This is a genomic window from Salimicrobium jeotgali (genome assembly GCF_001685435.2).
Lineage (GTDB): Bacteria > Bacillota > Bacilli > Bacillales > Halobacillaceae > Salimicrobium > Salimicrobium album.
Map to the genome: position 1 here is coordinate 150,908 of NZ_CP011361.2, position 16,819 is coordinate 167,726.

Below are 16,819 nucleotides of genomic sequence, written 5' to 3' on the forward strand. Positions count from 1 at the left end.
CAGCGTTTAAAAAAGCGGAGAGGAGGTAAAATGACAAGGAGAAATATATGCAGTATTAAAAGAAGGGAAGAGAGGAAATGTTTTATCATCAACGGCCGTTCAGATTCGTAAAAGATGTCGCGCTGAGAGTTACGGATCTCGACATGTCGCTGCAGTTTTATAAAGAGTATCTCGGGCTCAGCGTACTTGGGCGTAAAGAGAACAGAATCGATTTGACGGCGGATGGCGAGTCCGGACTGCTGTCTCTCGAGGAACTGGAAACCCCTTCGAGAAAAGAGCGGGAGCGGACAGGACTGTATCATCTGGCTCTGCTCGTACCTTCAAGAGCCGCTCTCGCAGGCGTACTCAATCATTTAGCCGATAAAAACATAACCGTCGGCTCGGCCGACCATCTCGTAAGCGAGTCGCTGTACATCAGTGATCCGGACGGCAACGGTTTGGAAATTTATACAGATCGCGACCCGTCCGAATGGGAATGGCATAACGGCGGAGTGATTATGGGCGTGGACCCGCTCGATTTCGAAGATCTTCGAAATTCCGGTGAGTCTGCGGAGAACTTTCGGAAACTGCCGGAAGAGACAGTAATCGGTCATATCCACCTGCACGTCTCTGATTTACAGGAAGCCGAGAATTTTTACACGGACGGTCTCGGGTTCGCTACAGTGAGCCGTCTCGGAGACCGGGCGCTGTTTCTGGCGGACGGCGGCTATCATCACCACATCGGTCTGAACACGTGGGCCGGTACCGGCATACCTGCCGCTTCCAGGAAAACGCCGGGGCTGGAATCATTCGCTATCGTGCTTCCGGATCAGGCGTCAGCGGAAGAGACTGCCGGCCGGCTGAAGGAACTCGGTGCCCCGGTTACGGAAAGAGAAGGAGCTGTTGTGACGGAGGACCCGTCCGGCAACCGGATCAGGCTTGTAGTGTAATTGGACATCGTAAATTTTTCCATAAAAAACTCCCTGCACGCGTCCCGGGTTATATATTCCGGGTATACGCACGCAGGGAGTTTCTTTTAAGCGGGCCGGTGTTCTTCCGCTGCCGCTTTTTCTTTACTCAGGCGGAACGGAGCGGTAATGAGGGCGGCAATCAGAAACAGCCCCATGTAACCGATCAGCGGATAGAAGATAGCTACAAGATCGGTGAAGCCGACGAAGCTGAGCGCGAGTGCTACAGCGCCGACAGTGAAAACGAACTGCTTATGCTGCTTCGTACCGACAGTCGTGAATCTCGCAGCGAGAGAGAAAAACATACTGATGGCCGTGTTGAACACCATACCGAACAGGACGATGGAAAACAGCACTCCAAGTCCCGGTGCAATATCGTCGACGAGCTTCAGCATCGGCATATCCACGTTTGCGACAATGTCCACTTTCGAGAAAATGGCCAGGTGGCTGAGGACGATCATCAGTCCGAGAGAGAGCCCTCCGAGCAGTCCTCCGATAGAAGAGATACGTTCGTTATCTTCGTTCCCTCCCATCAGGAGCGACATCGATGCCCCGACGGCGATGTTGAATGATACGTAGTTAAGAGCGGAAATGAACCAGCCCGGCAGAAACAGGAAGGAACTCTCAACGACCGAATCCTGCGCTTTTGCTGTAGCATCAAGGCTGCCGAGTCCTCCGTCCATCGTAGCTATACTGTATACAGCCACAAGAACGACGATGGCAATGAGAAAAGGGGTAATACTTCCGATGACATTCACCACTTTCTCCACATTCATCAGAATGGTGGCGACGACGAGCATACTCATCAGAATCGTCCCGAAAACACTCGGAAGCCCGAACTGCTGACTCGGTATGGAACCGGCCCCGGCAATCATGACCACTCCGACGCCGAATAACGTAAAGATGATGACGTAGTCGACGATGAGACCGAGCCATTTCCCGCTCACCCGGTAGATGGCTTCTTTGTGGGAAGTGGCTTTCATTCTCGTACCCAGTTTCGTCAGCATCATGCCCATATAGGCGAAGATGGCGGTGGCGATGATGGCACCAATCGTTCCTGCGTACCCGTAACTGGTGAAATACTGCAAAATCTCCTGGCCGGAAGCAAATCCTGCCCCGACGATGATTCCGATGAACGCACTGGCGATCCGGAGAACTTTCTTCATTATGAAAAACTCCCTTATGTATGGTACAAGCTCTTTTAACTTTACCATGTATCCGCTTTCCTTTAAAAGGAAAATGAAAGGATGCAGCGAAAATATGGACAATTTTCACCCGTCACAATATGTCATCATAATATACACTATGTTATACTAATTGAAATAATATACATACATAGGAGCGTGATCAGGTGAGTAAAAAATACCTGGATTTACTGGCGGAGAAATACGGCAGTGAAGAGGAAGTTGTTACGGAAATCATCAATCTGGAAGCGATTCTCAATCTACCGAAAGGGACGGAACACTTCGTGAGCGATCTGCACGGGGAGTACCAGGCCTTCCAGCACGTCCTCCGGAACGGTTCCGGAAAAGTGAAAGAGAAAATCCGGGATATTTTCAAAGACGAATTGAGCGAGCAGGACATCAGCGAGCTCGCAACGCTCATCTACTATCCGGAGGAGAAACTGAAGCTGATCAAGGGGACTTTTACGAACGACGAGGAGCTGACCGAGTGGTACAAGACGATCATCGTACGGATGCTTGAGCTGATTCCTTACGCTTCTTCCAAGTATACGCGCACCAAACTGAGGAAAGCTCTGCCGTCGCAGTTCGTTTTTCTCATTGAAGAACTGCTTTACAAAACGGACCGGTACACGAATAAAACCGACTATTACTCAAGCATCATGGAGCAGATCATTACGCTGCGTCAGTCCGATAAACTGATCGCCGGACTGGCGTACACGATCCAGCGTCTCGTCGTCGACCATCTGCACGTCGTCGGAGATATTTACGACCGGGGACCGGAGCCGGACAAAATTATGGATACCCTCATCGACTATCATTCCCTCGATATCCAGTGGGGGAACCACGACGTATTGTGGATAGGCGCCTACGCAGGGTCCAAAGTCTGTCTCGCCAACATATTGAGGATCTGTGCCCGCTATGCGAATCTGGATATTATTGAGGATGCCTACGGAATCAATCTGCGTCCGCTGCTCAGTCTTGCCGAAAAGTACTACGGGGACAATCCTGCATTCCGCCCGAAACTTCAGGGAGATGAACGGCTGACGGAACAGGAGCAGCTCCAGATCGCCAAAATCCATCAGGCGATTGCCATGATTCAGTTCAAACTCGAAAGTCCGATTATCAAACGCCGCGACTGCTTCAACATGGACGGGAGACTTCTGCTTGATAAAATCGATTACGAGCGGGAGGAGATATACCTGAAAGGGAAAACGTACCCGCTTGAGAATCCGTGTTTCCAGACGATCGACCCGGAAGACCCGGCCCGGCTTCTCGAAGAAGAGCAGCAGGTGATTGATAAGCTTCTCTTCTCCATCCAGCATTCGGAGAAGCTGACACGGCACATGAAGTTTCTCATGAAAAAAGGGAACCTGTACCTGAAGTACAATGGGAATCTGCTTATTCATGGCTGTATTCCGCTTGACGAGGACGGCAATATGGAAACGATGACAATCGAAGGGCAGACCTACGGCGGCCGTGATCTTCTCGACCTGTTCGAAGAGAAGCTCCGGTACAGCTTCGCTCATCCCGAAGAGACGGATGATCTGGCTACGGACATGGTGTGGTATCTGTGGACGGGCGAGTATTCGTCGCTGTTCGGCAAGCGGGAAATGACGACGTTTGAAAGGTACTTCATCAGCGATAAGGCAACGCACAAAGAGGAGAAGAATCCGTATTACTATCTGCGTGAAAACGAGGAAGTGTGCCGGAAGATGCTGGAGGATTTCGATCTGGACCCGGACCAGGGTCACATCATCAACGGCCACACGCCGGTGAAGGAAATCGAAGGAGAGAACCCGGTGAAAGCCGGCGGGAAGATGGTCGTCATCGACGGCGGCTTCTCTAAAGCCTATCAGTCCACGACGGGAATCGCCGGTTACACGCTGCTCTTCAACTCGTTCGGCATGCAGCTGGTGGCCCATCAGAAATTCAGTTCCCGGGAAGAAGTGCTGAAAGACGGCATCGACGTTCTTTCCGTACGTCGTCTCGTAGATAAGGAAATGGAGCGGAAGCTTGTGAGAGAAACGAATATCGGCTCGGAAATTCAGTCACAGATCGACACGCTCCGTTACTTACTGGAAGAAAGGTATATGAAATGAGAGTGGCCCCCGGCCGCTCTTTTTTTGTATGCTCACTGCAAAAAAATGTAGAACCGGAAAATATTGTGATATTTTTTTGTTTCAAATTCAAATTATTCGGTTATCTATGGTAATATGATACAAAAGAACCATTAAGAACGGAGGAAGCAAAGATGAACTGGATCGACCCCTATATCTTTCTGCTGATGATTCTGGCTATCGGTGCGTCGTTCGTGGCTGTTGCGTTGCTGAAATCTCCCCGGAAACTGCTTCGTGATTTTTTGGCGGGGGCGGCAGCTTTAAGTTCACTCTTTATCATTCTTACTATATTTGAACTACAAATCGAAAACAGAAACGCTATGATAATCCTTAGAAATTTCCAGCAGATTTCCATAATTTTTGCTCCGATTCTTCTGTTCGGCTATGCGAAAGAACTGCACAGGGAAGATGCAAAGACCACACTAAGGCTCACAGGGTTACTGGCTTTGCCGTCTATTCTCGATGTCACCCTCGCTTTTACGGATAAGTGGCACGGATGGATGCGGGAGAGTGTTACGGTCGAAACGGTGTGGAACTACACGGAGCTTTCCATTACAAGTACTTCTGTGAACTCCGTATTCAGCTCATACTCCTACGCCATTTCTTTACTTACCGTTTTTTTACTGGTGCGTAATATGTTCGATGTCCCGAAACACTACCGGTCCACTCTCGGACTCTCCGCGGTGGCCGTAATCCTCCCGATAGTATCCATTACGGTTCTGTCGCTGCTTGAAGTGAAAGTGCCGGGGATGTTCGCTTTGTCATACGGTTCCATGGCGCTTTTGCTGATCATAGCGAACCGGAGCCGGGACTTCAATACGGTATGGCCGGTGTCACGGCAGCTGGTACTTGAAAATCTGTCGGAAGGCATTTTACTCATCGACGCCCGCGGCTGCATCATAGAAGCGAACCGGGCGATTTGTGATATGGCTTCCCACATTCATAAAAAGGACGTCTGTCCGAAAGATCTTCTTCATCAGAGAGCCGTTATGGTGTTCAATGGGGTGGAAGGACTGGAGAAATCCATGGAGAAAGGTGGAGACACAGAGTTTTCGGTGGAAGCCGGAGAACGTTTTTACGATATAGCGGTAACGAAACTGAAGGAGAAACGTCAGCCGATCTGGCTCGTCGTCGCCAAGGAGGTAACAGATCAGAAAGTGGTGGAACGGGAACTCGAGCATTTGGCTTCTCTCGATTCGCTCACCGGGCTCAAAAACAGAAAAGCTTTTCTGAGCGAGTATGAAAAAGCAGGGGCGGTAGAAGACAGGGTGTTCGTTCTTATGGATATCGATTACTTCAAAAACTTCAACGATACCTACGGGCACGTGGCAGGGGATGAAGTGCTGCGTGCTATGTCGGAACTGCTCGGGGAACATTTCGGGAAAGAAGGGGAAGTCGTTTCACGCTTCGGAGGGGAAGAGTTCGGGATTCTGCTGCAGGGGGCGCCTGAGGAAGTGGAGAAAAGGATCACCCGGTTCTGCGAACATCTGAAAAGGCTGAACAAGGAAACGGACAGCCTGATTAGAGAAGAGATCACCGTTAGTGCAGGGATACACGCCTTCACCTCCGGGGAGGAGTTCGACGCCGTCTACCATTGTGCGGACCGGGCGATGTATCAGGCGAAACGTAACGGCCGGGATCAGCTCAGTTTTACGGGCCGCCCTTCTCCGGTGAAAAGTTGAAGTACCTGCATAGAAAAAGGTAGAATGGAAGCAACAGGAGGAATTTTATGGAACAGACCGGATTAGTTCTGGAAGGAGGAGGGAGCCGCGGTATATACACAGCCGGGGTTCTCAATCGCCTGATGAAAGCGGGGATCTATCTCCCTTACGTCAACGGGGTGTCTGCCGGAGCCTGCAATGGCTCTTCCTATGTCGCACGGCAGCTGGACCGCAACCGGGCAGTGCTTATCGATTACGTAAAGCATCCCGACTATCTGTCGCTGCGCAATCTTCTCAGGAAACGACAGCTGTTCGGTATGGACTTTCTTTTTGATACGCTGCCGAACCGGCTGGAACCTTTTGATTATCATACATTTGCTCAGGCGAAAGAAGAGTTCGAAATCGGTACGACGGACTGCGTTACCGGGGAAGCGGTATTTTTCGATAAGGAAAACTACAATGAACATATGCTGACGCTCATGCGGGCTTCGAGTTCTCTGCCGATGGTGGCCCCTCCCGTCCCGTTTAACAACCGTATGCTGATGGATGGCGGGATTGCCGACCCCATCCCTCTTATGAGATCCATCAGCCGGGGGAACAGAAAGAACGTAGTCGTGCTGACCCAGGTGCGCGATTATTACAAAAAGCCGCAGTCGGTCGGCTGGTACATGAAGCGGAAGTACCGGGAATACCCCGGGCTGCTGCGGGCGATGGAGAAACGGCACATCGTCTACAACGAAACACTGGACTACATAAGAGAAGAAGAGCGGAAAGGGAATGTATTCGTCATTTCTCCCTCTCATGCTCCGGGGGTCGGCCGGGTCGAGCGCAATAAAGGGAAATTAACCACTCTTTACGAGCGGGGCATTAGGGATACGCAGGAGCTGGAAGCCTCTCTTAATGAATTTTTGCAATGAACCGGACCCCCGTGGTGTCCGGTTTTTGTTTATATTACAAACGAAGAAGTGCAACCTTTTGCACAATTCCCCTTGATTTTGAAATCGTTTCCACCTAAAATGAGAGAAAATGTTAAAAGGGGAGTCGTTCGAATGTCTACTGTCGAAGAGAATGGGCAAGCTCAAATCGGAGATATCGTAACATTTACACGCAAGAAAGAGCAGTGGATGGGAAAAGTCGTTCCGTCCGGATGTGCAAATTCAGTGATCGTCGATTTACGCGTGATGGAAGAACTTCCTGATCGGGAAAATTCCTCTTACCTTACCTGCGTCAACCATAAAAACTACCATATCGTCTCACGGGCGGCCGAAACGTCCGTGGAATAATAATTACAGGCAACATACCTGTCCGGCATCTGTCCGGGCAGGTATTTTTACGTCCGGTGTTCGAGGCGATGTAGTCACCACAGGCGGGACGTGGTAAACTTTTTGACAACAACTATCCTAAAAGGAGTTCAGTGATGTCTTTATTTGAGAAACGGAATAAATATATGTTCGAGACGTTATTCGGGAGTACGGAACATTGCATCGTCGTAGTGGATAAAGAAGGGGTCATCACTTATATAAACAGCGGGTATGCTGATTTTATCGGTGTGGACCGGAAAAAAGCCGAAGGACGACACGTTACGGAAGTCATCGAAAACACGCGTATGCATATCGTAGTGGAAACGGGCCGGGAAGAGGTGGCGGATCTTCAGTACATACGCGGGGACTACATGATCGCCAACCGCATTCCTGTCTTTGAAGACGGAGAGCTTACAGGGGCGTTTGGTATGGTGCTGTTCCGTGATACGGATGAGTGGAAAGTGATGAACACGAATGTCAAAGAACTGCTGATGGAGCTTGAGTCCTACCGGGAAAATTTCAAAAAGAACACCGGCGCCTCCTACTCCCTTCATAACATCGTCTCCCATTCCCCGAAAATGATGGAAGTGAAAGACACGGTAAGAAAGATGGCGACAGGGGATGCATCTGTGCTGTTGCGAGGGGAGAGCGGGACCGGGAAGGAACTGTTCGCTCACAGTCTCCACAATTTAAGTGAGCGGAACGGGGAACCTTTTATCAAAGTGAATTGTGCAGCAATCCCCGAGCAGCTGTTTGAAGCGGAGCTGTTCGGCTATGAGGAAGGAGCGTTCACCGGGGCGAAAAAAGGCGGGAAAGCCGGTAAGTTCCAGCTTGCCGACGGCGGGACGCTTTTTCTCGATGAAGTCGGGGACATGCCGCTGCACGCCCAGGTGAAAATATTACGTGCCCTGCAGGAAGGGGAAGTGGAGCCGCTCGGCTCGGAGACATCCGAACTGGTGAACGTACGCGTCGTGGCAGCTACGAATCAGGCGCTTGAGGAACTGATCAGCCGCCAGGAGTTTCGGGAAGACCTGTACTACCGGATCAACGTCGTGTCTGTCGATATCCCTCCCTTGCGCGAACGGCCGGAAGATATCCGCCTGCTTGCCAAATACATCCTCAGTAAAACCGGGGACAGCATGAGGAAGAAAGTCGAGGGATTCTCCGAAGCGACCATTCAGGTGCTTGAGGGGTATCCGTGGCCCGGAAACATACGTGAACTTGAAAATACGATCGAGTCGGCGGTGCATATGGCGGACGGGTCTTACATCGAAGTGTCCGACCTTCCCGGGAGTATAACAGCCGCTTCCGTCACCGAAGAGGAAAGCCTGAAAACGATACTGGAACGAGTGGAGAAAGAAACGATCGAGCAGGCTCTCACGAGGACCTCGGGGGACAAAAATGCGGCCGCTGCACATCTCGGCATCGGAAAGACGAGCCTTTATGATAAAGCGAAAAAATACGGTATATGACTGGCAGGTGACACCTTCACAAAACAGCCATTCCGGAAAAGCGGAAACTATTCCGCAAATCCGGAATGGTTTTTTATTTATTATGTAAGGGTTTTCATAAAGGTGTGCCGAAATTTTTCCGGAAATCCGGAAAAGGAGAAAAAGATACCCCTGTCTGCCGGCGTCCGGAAAGTTGGCACGATTCTTGCATAAGTAAGGGAGAAGGGAGTGGAACATATGAAAAAGATATATACAACGTTTCAGGAAGCGGTTAAGGAAATAAGGGATCATTCCACTGTGATGGTAGGAGGGTTCGGGCTCGTCGGGATACCGGAGAATCTCATACTCGGCATCGTCGAATCCGGAGCGAAACATCTGACGGTCATCTCCAACAACTGCGGAGTGGACGACTGGGGACTCGGCCTTCTGCTTGAGAATAAGCAGATTGATAAGATGATCGGGTCATACGTCGGGGAAAACAAGGAGTTTGAACGGCAGGTGCTTGCGGGGGAGCTGGAAGTCGAGCTTACGCCGCAGGGGTCACTGGCAGAAAAAATCCGGGCCGGAGGTGCAGGGATTCCCGCTTTTTATACACCCGCCGGAGTCGGAACACCGATTGCCGAAGGAAAAGAGATCCGGGAATTCGACGGCAGAGAATACGTGCTGGAGGAAGCGCTCACGGCTGATGTGAGTCTGGTCCGGGCAGCGCGCGCGGACCGTTTCGGGAATCTCGTCTACAACAAAACCGCCCGCAACTTCAATCCGGAAATAGCGGCAGCCGGGAAAGTGACGATTGCCGAAGTCGAAGAACTCGTGGATCCCGGAGAACTGGACGGCGATCACATCCATACGCCGGGAATCTACGTCCAGGGTCTTGTCGAAGGACAGCAGGAGAAAAGAATTGAACGTCTGACCGTGCGTCAGGAAGCATAACGAAGGAGGAGTCGAAATGAGCACTGTAAAACAGGACAAAGCAGTCCAGAGAGAAAAAATAGCAAGAAGAGCCGAACGCGAAATTGAAAGCGGTTTCTACGTAAACCCCGGTATCGGTATGCCGACGATGGTGGCAAATTATATACAGCCCGGGAAAGAAGTGGTACTGCAGTCGGAAAACGGGCTGCTCGGGATCGGTCCGTCGCCTTATGAATCGGAAGTGGACCCGGATTTGATCAACGCCGGGAAGGAGACGGTGACCGCATCTGTCAGCGGTTCCTACTGCAGCAGCGCCGAATCCTTCGCGATGATTCGCGGGGAGCATCTGGATCTTGCAATTCTCGGCGGAATGGAAGTGGCAGCGAACGGAGATCTGGCCAACTGGATGATTCCCGGCAAAGTGATCAAAGGCATGGGCGGCGCGATGGATATCGTACACGGGGCGAAAAAGATCGTCATCATTATGGACCACGTCAGCAAACACGGGACCCCGAAAATACTGAAGGAATGCACGCTCCCGCTTACCGGGAAGGGAGTCGTGGACCGTATTATAACGGACCGGGCTGTCATCGACGTAACGGACGCAGGTCTCCTACTCCGGGAAGTGGCGGAAGGATTTACCGTCCAGGAGGTTATAGACAGCACGGAAGCACCACTCGAAGTGAGCGGATCACTGAAAGAAGCGGGTTATTAAAAAGGAGGAGACGAAATGAAAGGACAGATCGTATTTATTACAGGAGCAGCAAGCGGTATCGGTTATGAAGTGGGGGCGGCTTTTGCGAAAGAGGGAGCCAAAGTCGTGCTCAGTGATATAGACGAAGCGAAGGTGAAGGATGCGGCAGGAACCTTGAGAGATTCAGGGTATGAAAGCGAAGGGGTCGTCTGTGACGTAACGAAAGAAGAAGAAATCCAGCAGGCGATCGACTACGTAGTGGATACGTACAGCCGGCTCGACGTCCTGATCAATAATGCAGGACTTCAGCACGTGGCGTCCGTCGAGGATTTTCCGACAGAAAAATTTGAACTGATCAACCGGGTGATGCTGGTGGCTCCGTTCATGGCGACGAAGCACGTATTTCCGGTAATGAAAAAGCAGGGGAGCGGCCGGATCCTGAATATGTCCTCCATTAACGGGCTCGTCGGATTTGCCGGCAAGGCCGCCTACAACAGCTCCAAACACGGGGTGATCGGCCTGACGAAAGTGACGTCGCTCGAAGGTGCAGAGCACGGCATTACAGTGAATGCTCTTTGCCCGGGCTATGTGGATACGCCGCTCGTCCGGAATCAGCTTGAAGACCTGGCAGAGAACAGAAACACGTCTCTCGAAAACGTTCTGGAAGACGTCATTTATCCACTCGTTCCCCAGAAACGCCTGCTTTCCGTACAGGAAGTGGCGGATTACGCCCTGTTTCTGGCCGGTGATAAAGCCCGCGGGGTGACAGGTCAGGCGGTTGTCATCGATGGCGGGTACACGGCTCAGTAAATACGGAATGTAAACTAAAGGAGGAGTAAACACATGTTTGGAATTTTTCTTGGACTCGCCGTATTAATGGTTCTCGCCTATATCGGATGGTCGATTATCTGGGTGGCGCCGATTGCTGCCGGAGTCGTGGCGCTTACGGGCGGGCTCGATCTGCTCGATGCCTATAAAGATACGTATATGGGAGGGTTCGTAGACTTTGCGAAATCATGGTTCCCTGTTTTCATGCTCGGGGCCATCTTCGGGAAGCTGATGGAGGACACGGGAATGGCGCGTTCCGTTGCGGTCGCTTTTACGAGGGTTATCGGAACAAACCGTGCTATTCTCGGAGTGCTCGTATCTGCAGCCGTGCTGACGTATGGGGGTGTAAGCCTCTTTGTCGTCGTATTCGCCGTTTATCCTTTGGCCCTGTCTTTATTCCGGGAAGCGGATATCAGCCGTAAGCTTATACCGGCTACCGTGGCGCTCGGGGCTTTCACCTTCACGATGACGGCACTGCCGGGGTCGCCGCAGATCCAGAACCTGATTCCGATGGAGTATTTTGAAACGGATGCGATGGCTGCACCTGTAATGGGAATCATCGCCGGAATTATTATGGCGGTCGGCGGTTACCTTTACCTTCGCCACCGGGAACAGAAATTGAGGGAGAAGGGGGAGACCTTCTTTGAACCGGAGGAAAAAGAGAACGTGGGGGAAGATGAAAAAACGCCGATGTTCGTCCTTTCGATACTGCCGCTTTTGACCGTCCTTCTAACGCTGAATCTGCTACAGTGGGATATCGTCACCGCCCTTATTTCAGGAATCGTTCTGATCATGCTTTTGAACGTTACGAAGTACGCGAAATTCATCGGTGCGATGAACAAAGGGGCGAGCGGCTCGGTACTCGCGATCATCAATACGAGTGCGGCCGTCGGGTTCGGTACCGTCGTCCGGGAAGTCCCTGGGTTTGAGCGCCTGACGGAAATGCTCATGGGTGTCAAAGGCAACCCGCTCATATCAGAGGCGGTTGCAGTCAACGTTCTTGCGGGAGCGACGGGCTCTGCTTCCGGGGGAATGGGAATCGCTCTTGAAGCACTCGGTTCCAAATACTATCAGATAGCTCTCGAGACAGGCATAAGTCCGGAAGCTTTCCACCGGGTAGCCTCCCTTTCCTCCGGCGGACTGGACGCACTTCCGCATAACGGAGCGGTCCTTACCCTTTTCGCTATTACAGGAATGACTCATAAAGACAGCTACCGTGATATTTTTGTCGTAGCCATCCTTATCCCTATCATTTCCGTAGCCGTGGTCATTCTGCTTAACACTATCGGTGTTCTTTAATAAATAAGAAGGTTCGAGGGTTGTATATTTAATTTTGATGCCAATAGTGGTAAACTGTTTATGGAATAAAATATACTGGAAAAGATGTACATTCAGTGAAGCCTAGCCTGCAACGATGCATCTTTTCTTCAATACATAGGGAGAAGGATCGGACATATGAGTAATCAACGTACACAAAAAGAAGTCATTTTGATTGGTGCCGGGATTATGAGTGCCACGTTGGCAACGCTTTTGAAGGAACTGGCTCCTGAGTGGAACATTAAAGTATTCGAACGGCTCGATGAACCGGGCAGAGAAAGCTCGAACGTGTGGAACAACGCCGGGACGGGTCACGCAGCCCTGTGTGAACTGAACTACACGAAAGAAAAAGAGGACGGCTCCATCGACATCAGCAAAGCCGTAAGTATCAACGAGAAATTCGAAGTATCCAAACAGTTCTGGTCGTTTCTCGTAAAGCAGGGCCTCATCAGGGATCCGCAGGAATTCATCCAGCCGGTTCCGCACATCAGCTTCGTACACGGTGAGGATCACGTGGATTTCTTAAGAAAACGTTACGAGAAAATGATAGCGCATCCACTTTTTGAAGGGATGAAGTATGCGGAAGACCTTGAAACATTGAAGAACTGGCTTCCGCTAATGATGAAAAACCGTCCGGCAGGCGAAGCGATTGCCGCTACGAAGATCGACTCCGGCACGGACGTCAATTTCGGTGTACTCACCCGTCTCCTGTTTGAACACGCGACTACCGGAAACGTGGATGTCCGTTACAACCAGGAAGTTTCCGATTTGAAGCAGCTGGATAACGGAGATTGGGAAGTGCGTGTCCGTAACGAAAAAGAAGGAAGGATCGAACATCATCAGGCGCCTTTCGTATTTGTCGGAGGCGGTGGCGGAAGTCTCCACCTCCTTCAGAAATCCGGCATTCCGGAAGGACAAGGGTTCGGCGGCTTCCCGGTAAGCGGACAGTTCCTTTTCTGTGATAAACCGGAAGTCGTGGAGCAGCACCGCGGAAAAGTATACAGCAAAGCACCGGTCGGAGCTCCTCCGATGTCCGTGCCGCACCTGGATACCCGCTTCATCGATGGAAAAGAGACCCTTCTGTTCGGACCGTTCGCAGGCTTTTCGCCGAAATTCCAGAAGACAGGCTCTCTTATGGACCTCCTGACGTCCGTGAAACGGGACAACCTGTTTACGATGATGGCAGCAGGAGTGAAAAACGTGCCACTTACGAAGTATCTTATTCAGCAGCTGATGCTTTCGAAGGAAGAGCGCGTCGAAGCTCTCCGTGAATTCGTACCGGAAGCCGTCGGCGAAGACTGGAACCTCGTTACGGCCGGTCAGCGCGTACAGGTGCTGAAAGACACGGAAGAAGAAGGACGGGGAACACTGCAGTTCGGAACGGAACTCGTAACAGGAGCGAACGGATCCATCGCAGCTCTTCTCGGGGCATCCCCGGGAGCATCGACAGCCGTGTCGATCATGTTCGATCTGATGAAGGAGTGCTTCCCGGACTACATGGACGAATGGGAACCTAAGATCAAAGAAATGGTGCCATCGTACGGCGTGACTCTCGCAGATGACCGCCAGCTGATTCAGGAAATCCAGGAATATACGACGGAAACGCTGAATCTTACAGGACGCATGGCTACAAGCAACAACTGAACGCCATAAGCCTCTCCTCCGACTGGGGGAGAGGCTTTTTTGTATGGCGCCGATTTTTTGCGTGCCCCTGGCGGCCTGTTTCACGGTCCGACCGTCACGATTAGCCGGGAATCGTGCCCTTCGCAGGGAAAAGACGGGCTTGAAGGTAACGATTAGGGAGGAATCGTGCCCTTCGCAGGGAAAAGACGGGCTTGAAGGTAACGATTAGGGAGGAATCGTGCCCTTCGCAGGGAAAAGATGGGCTTGAAGGTAACGATTAGGTAGGAATCGTACCCTTCGCAGAGAAAAGACGGGCTTGAAGGTAACGATTAGGGAGGAATCGTGCCCTTCGCAGGGAAAAGACGGGCTTGAAGGTAACGATTAGGGAGGAATCGTGCCCTTCGCAGGGAAAAGACGGGCCTGAAGGTAACGATTACGGTGTTTTCCTGCCGATCGCAAGACTTCTCCCGCTGCGAAGGTCAGGATAAACCGGACAGACAATTTCACACAAACAAAAAGCCTGTCCGAAAAGGACAGGCTTACATAACAGTGTTTATTTTTTATTGACGGAAGCGTCGTAAATAGAATCTACAGCTTTTTGAAGCGTATTGTTGAATTCTTCATCGGACTGCTTCACTTCTACGTCCGTTACGAGCGCACGGGAGAAGCTTGCGATGATGTTATCGTTCGCTTTCAGTTTCTGGTTAGCTTCATCACGGGAGTAACCGCCGGAAAGCGCTACGACGCGAACAACGCGCGGGTGGCCGGTAAGTTCTTTGTACGTATTCGCATTAGTCGGAATCGTAAGCTTGAGCATTACGTTCTGATCTTCGGACAATTCATCGAGATGTTTCTTAAGTTCGACTTTGAGAATTTCCTCGGACTTCACTTTATCGGAGCTGTCGATGTCCACTTCCGGCTCGACGATAGGAATCATGTCGTAGCTCAATACTTTTTTGGCTACTTCGAACTGCTGGTTCACAAGTTCCTTAATTCCTTCCGCATTCGGGTCATGGATGACGGAGCGCTCTTTCGTACCGAAGATGTTACGCTCGTTGCCGCGGCGAAGTTTTTCGTCGAGGTCTTTAATAGGTTTCATCAGCTGAACGCCGTTCTCTTTCTCGGCAAGCCCGCTGTCGATTTTAAGGAAAGGAACGATGCCTTTAGAGGCGAGGTAGTCTCCTGTATACTGACCTTCGATTTCACGGTCCATCGTCTGTTCGAAAAGAATCGAACCGATGATTTTATCAGAGCTGAAGGCAGGGGATGTAATGATGCGCGTTCTCATCTGGTGTACAAGATCGAACATTTCATCCTCATTAGAGTACTGGTCTTCCCCTACGCCGTATGCGGCAAGAGCTTTTGGTGTACTTCCGCCACTCTGGTCAAGAGCTGCGACAAAGCCGCCTTTATTTTTCATTTGTTCAAAATGCTGTTTGTTCATTCCATTCACTCCTTCTTTTTGATCCTGGTACGATTATAACATGCTTGAGTTCACTCATGAAGCAGTTTGGACGTTTCCTGGTGAAGTAAACGCTTCCTTTTGAAATGAAGGGATTTGAAGCGATCGAGAGAAGGTTTTCGCATAGTTTGTAAGGGGGTAGCGGACCGAGATTTGTGCAGGACTTTTGACTTTCCTCTCCGATTGCTCTAACTTTCAGAGTAGATTCTTACTCACAAAAAGGAGTGAACGACATGAAAGCAATCGTAATCAACGACTATGGTCACAAAGAACAATTGCAGGAACAGGAAGTTGAAACACCTACCCCTGGAAAAGGCGAGGTGCTCGTCCAGACGAAAGCGACATCCATCAACCCGATCGACTGGAAAATCCGCGAAGGATATCTGAGACAGATGGTAGAATTTGATTTTCCTCTCATTCTCGGCTGGGACGTCGCCGGCATCGTCGCTGAGACGGGAGAAGGGGTAACGTCCTATCAAAAAGGAGACCGTGTCTTTGCCCGTCCCGACCTGACCGGAAAAGGGACGTATGCGGAATATACCCTCGTTGCCGAACGTCTTCTTGCACCGCTTCCGGAAAATGTCAGTTTTGAAGAAGGAGCGGCTACTCCGCTCGCAGGTCTTACTGCCTGGCAGTGCCTGACGGACGTAACCCGCGTCCAGGAAGGTGAGAAAGTTCTCATTCAGGCCGGTGCGGGCGGCGTCGGTTCCTATGCGATCCAGTTCGCAAAAGAATTGGGGGCTTACGTGGCGACGACCGGAAGTACGAAGAACGTCGATTTCCTTAAATCTCTCGGAGCCGATGAAGTCATCGACTACACGAAAGACGACTTTGCCGAAGTGCTGAACGACTACGACGTCGTGTTTGATATGCTTGGCGGAGATGTTCTGGACAAAGCGTTCGACGTACTGAAAAAAGGCGGACGTCTCGTAACGATCGCCGGGCAGCCGGATGAAGAAAAGGCGAAGGCGAACGATATCGAAGCGACCTCTTTCTGGCTCGAGCCGGACGGCAAGCAGCTCAAGGAAATCGCCGACCTTATGGAGGCAGGAAAAGTCAAAGCGAACATCGGTCACCGTTACCCGCTTACGACTGAAGGACTGCAGGAAGCCCACGGTCTAAGTGAAACGCACCATGCCAAAGGAAAAATCGTGATCCACACCTGATAAAATATGGACGGCAGCAAAGAGCAGGGGGAAACCCTGCTCTTTGTTTTAGGAAATGTGACCTTCGTGCATCCGGAAAACCTGCGAAGGGAAGGAATACTCTTAGGTTACTGCCTTTACAGAATGGGAATGGTTCTTTTAGAAGGAAGAGACAGG

At 51.0% G+C, this 16,819-nt stretch carries 14 protein-coding genes; 12 read left to right on the forward strand and 2 right to left on the reverse strand.

The window, feature by feature from the left end; translation table 11 throughout:
- Positions 1-77: 77 nt before the first annotated feature.
- The gene (locus AAV35_RS00810) at positions 78-929 is read left to right on the forward strand and encodes a VOC family protein (RefSeq protein WP_008592056.1); all 852 of its coding nucleotides are present in this window, start codon (positions 78-80) and stop codon (positions 927-929) included.
- Positions 930-1,015: 86 nt separating this feature from the next.
- Here AAV35_RS00810 and AAV35_RS00815 read toward each other — a convergent pair whose 3' ends face one another.
- Positions 1,016-2,113, reverse strand: coding sequence for a YkvI family membrane protein (locus AAV35_RS00815; protein WP_008592054.1), 1,098 nt, complete (start codon positions 2,111-2,113; stop codon positions 1,016-1,018).
- Between the two features lie 185 nt (positions 2,114-2,298).
- On the opposite strand from AAV35_RS00815, the gene AAV35_RS00820 reads away from it, so the two are divergent.
- The 10 genes from AAV35_RS00820 (at position 2,299) to mqo (ending at position 14,056) form a co-directional block, all read left to right on the forward strand.
- The gene (locus AAV35_RS00820; protein WP_008592053.1) at positions 2,299-4,230 is read left to right on the forward strand and encodes a fructose-1,6-bisphosphatase; all 1,932 of its coding nucleotides are present in this window, start codon (positions 2,299-2,301) and stop codon (positions 4,228-4,230) included.
- 152 nt (positions 4,231-4,382) lie between these two features.
- On the forward strand, positions 4,383-5,930 hold the full coding sequence (locus AAV35_RS00825) for a histidine kinase N-terminal 7TM domain-containing diguanylate cyclase (protein ID WP_008592052.1): 1,548 nt from the start codon (positions 4,383-4,385) through the stop codon (positions 5,928-5,930).
- A 47-nt stretch (positions 5,931-5,977) separates the two neighbouring features.
- Positions 5,978-6,826 (forward strand): patatin-like phospholipase family protein, encoded by an 849-nt coding sequence (locus AAV35_RS00830; RefSeq protein WP_008592051.1) that lies wholly within the window; start codon positions 5,978-5,980, stop codon positions 6,824-6,826.
- A 132-nt stretch (positions 6,827-6,958) separates the two neighbouring features.
- Positions 6,959-7,192: a YkvS family protein gene (locus tag AAV35_RS00835; protein WP_008592050.1), complete on the forward strand. Its 234-nt coding sequence runs from the start codon at positions 6,959-6,961 to the stop codon at positions 7,190-7,192.
- Between the two features lie 134 nt (positions 7,193-7,326).
- Positions 7,327-8,682 (forward strand): sigma-54 interaction domain-containing protein, encoded by a 1,356-nt coding sequence (locus tag AAV35_RS00840; protein WP_008592049.1) that lies wholly within the window; start codon positions 7,327-7,329, stop codon positions 8,680-8,682.
- A gap of 216 nt (positions 8,683-8,898) precedes the next feature.
- Positions 8,899-9,594, forward strand: a complete 696-nt coding sequence (locus AAV35_RS00845; RefSeq protein WP_008592048.1) for a CoA transferase subunit A — start codon at positions 8,899-8,901, stop codon at positions 9,592-9,594.
- A 16-nt stretch (positions 9,595-9,610) separates the two neighbouring features.
- A complete protein-coding gene (locus tag AAV35_RS00850) occupies positions 9,611-10,288 on the forward strand; it encodes a 3-oxoacid CoA-transferase subunit B (protein WP_008592047.1) in 678 nt (225 codons plus the stop codon).
- 15 nt (positions 10,289-10,303) lie between these two features.
- Complete coding sequence (locus AAV35_RS00855; protein WP_008592046.1) at positions 10,304-11,077, forward strand: 3-hydroxybutyrate dehydrogenase; 774 nt, start codon at positions 10,304-10,306, stop codon at positions 11,075-11,077.
- Between the two features lie 33 nt (positions 11,078-11,110).
- Entirely contained in the window at positions 11,111-12,394 is a 1,284-nt protein-coding gene (locus AAV35_RS00860) for a GntP family permease (protein ID WP_008592045.1), read from the forward strand.
- Positions 12,395-12,550: 156 nt separating this feature from the next.
- Positions 12,551-14,056: a malate dehydrogenase (quinone) gene (mqo, locus tag AAV35_RS00865; protein ID WP_008592044.1), complete on the forward strand. Its 1,506-nt coding sequence runs from the start codon at positions 12,551-12,553 to the stop codon at positions 14,054-14,056.
- Between the two features lie 532 nt (positions 14,057-14,588).
- Here mqo and AAV35_RS00870 read toward each other — a convergent pair.
- Positions 14,589-15,479 carry a fructose bisphosphate aldolase gene (locus AAV35_RS00870; RefSeq protein ID WP_008592043.1) on the reverse strand — a complete coding sequence of 297 codons (891 nt, stop codon included), beginning with the start codon at positions 15,477-15,479 and terminating at the stop codon, positions 14,589-14,591.
- A 251-nt stretch (positions 15,480-15,730) separates the two neighbouring features.
- Here AAV35_RS00870 and AAV35_RS00875 point away from each other — a divergent pair, with 251 nt between their 5' ends.
- On the forward strand, positions 15,731-16,663 hold the full coding sequence (locus AAV35_RS00875) for an NADP-dependent oxidoreductase (RefSeq protein ID WP_008592042.1): 933 nt from the start codon (positions 15,731-15,733) through the stop codon (positions 16,661-16,663).
- The last annotated feature ends 156 nt before the right edge of the window (positions 16,664-16,819 follow it).

Excerpts from the sequence above, each read along its gene's own strand:
- AAV35_RS00830 (WP_008592051.1), top strand. The coding sequence starts at position 5,978 with ATGGAACAGACCGGATTAGTTCTGGAAGGAGGAGGGAGCCGCGGTATA.
- AAV35_RS00850 (WP_008592047.1), top strand. The coding sequence starts at position 9,611 with ATGAGCACTGTAAAACAGGACAAAGCAGTCCAGAGAGAAAAAATAGCA.
- mqo (WP_008592044.1), top strand. The coding sequence starts at position 12,551 with ATGAGTAATCAACGTACACAAAAAGAAGTCATTTTGATTGGTGCCGGG.
- AAV35_RS00815 (WP_008592054.1), bottom strand. The coding sequence starts at position 2,113 with ATGAAGAAAGTTCTCCGGATCGCCAGTGCGTTCATCGGAATCATCGTC.
- AAV35_RS00845 (WP_008592048.1), top strand. The coding sequence starts at position 8,899 with ATGAAAAAGATATATACAACGTTTCAGGAAGCGGTTAAGGAAATAAGG.
- AAV35_RS00875 (WP_008592042.1), top strand. The coding sequence starts at position 15,731 with ATGAAAGCAATCGTAATCAACGACTATGGTCACAAAGAACAATTGCAG.
- AAV35_RS00855 (WP_008592046.1), top strand. The coding sequence starts at position 10,304 with ATGAAAGGACAGATCGTATTTATTACAGGAGCAGCAAGCGGTATCGGT.
- AAV35_RS00870 (WP_008592043.1), bottom strand. The coding sequence starts at position 15,479 with ATGAACAAACAGCATTTTGAACAAATGAAAAATAAAGGCGGCTTTGTC.
- AAV35_RS00860 (WP_008592045.1), top strand. The coding sequence starts at position 11,111 with ATGTTTGGAATTTTTCTTGGACTCGCCGTATTAATGGTTCTCGCCTAT.
- AAV35_RS00840 (WP_008592049.1), top strand. The coding sequence starts at position 7,327 with ATGTCTTTATTTGAGAAACGGAATAAATATATGTTCGAGACGTTATTC.
- AAV35_RS00835 (WP_008592050.1), top strand. The coding sequence starts at position 6,959 with ATGTCTACTGTCGAAGAGAATGGGCAAGCTCAAATCGGAGATATCGTA.
- AAV35_RS00825 (WP_008592052.1), top strand. The coding sequence starts at position 4,383 with ATGAACTGGATCGACCCCTATATCTTTCTGCTGATGATTCTGGCTATC.
- AAV35_RS00810 (WP_008592056.1), top strand. The coding sequence starts at position 78 with ATGTTTTATCATCAACGGCCGTTCAGATTCGTAAAAGATGTCGCGCTG.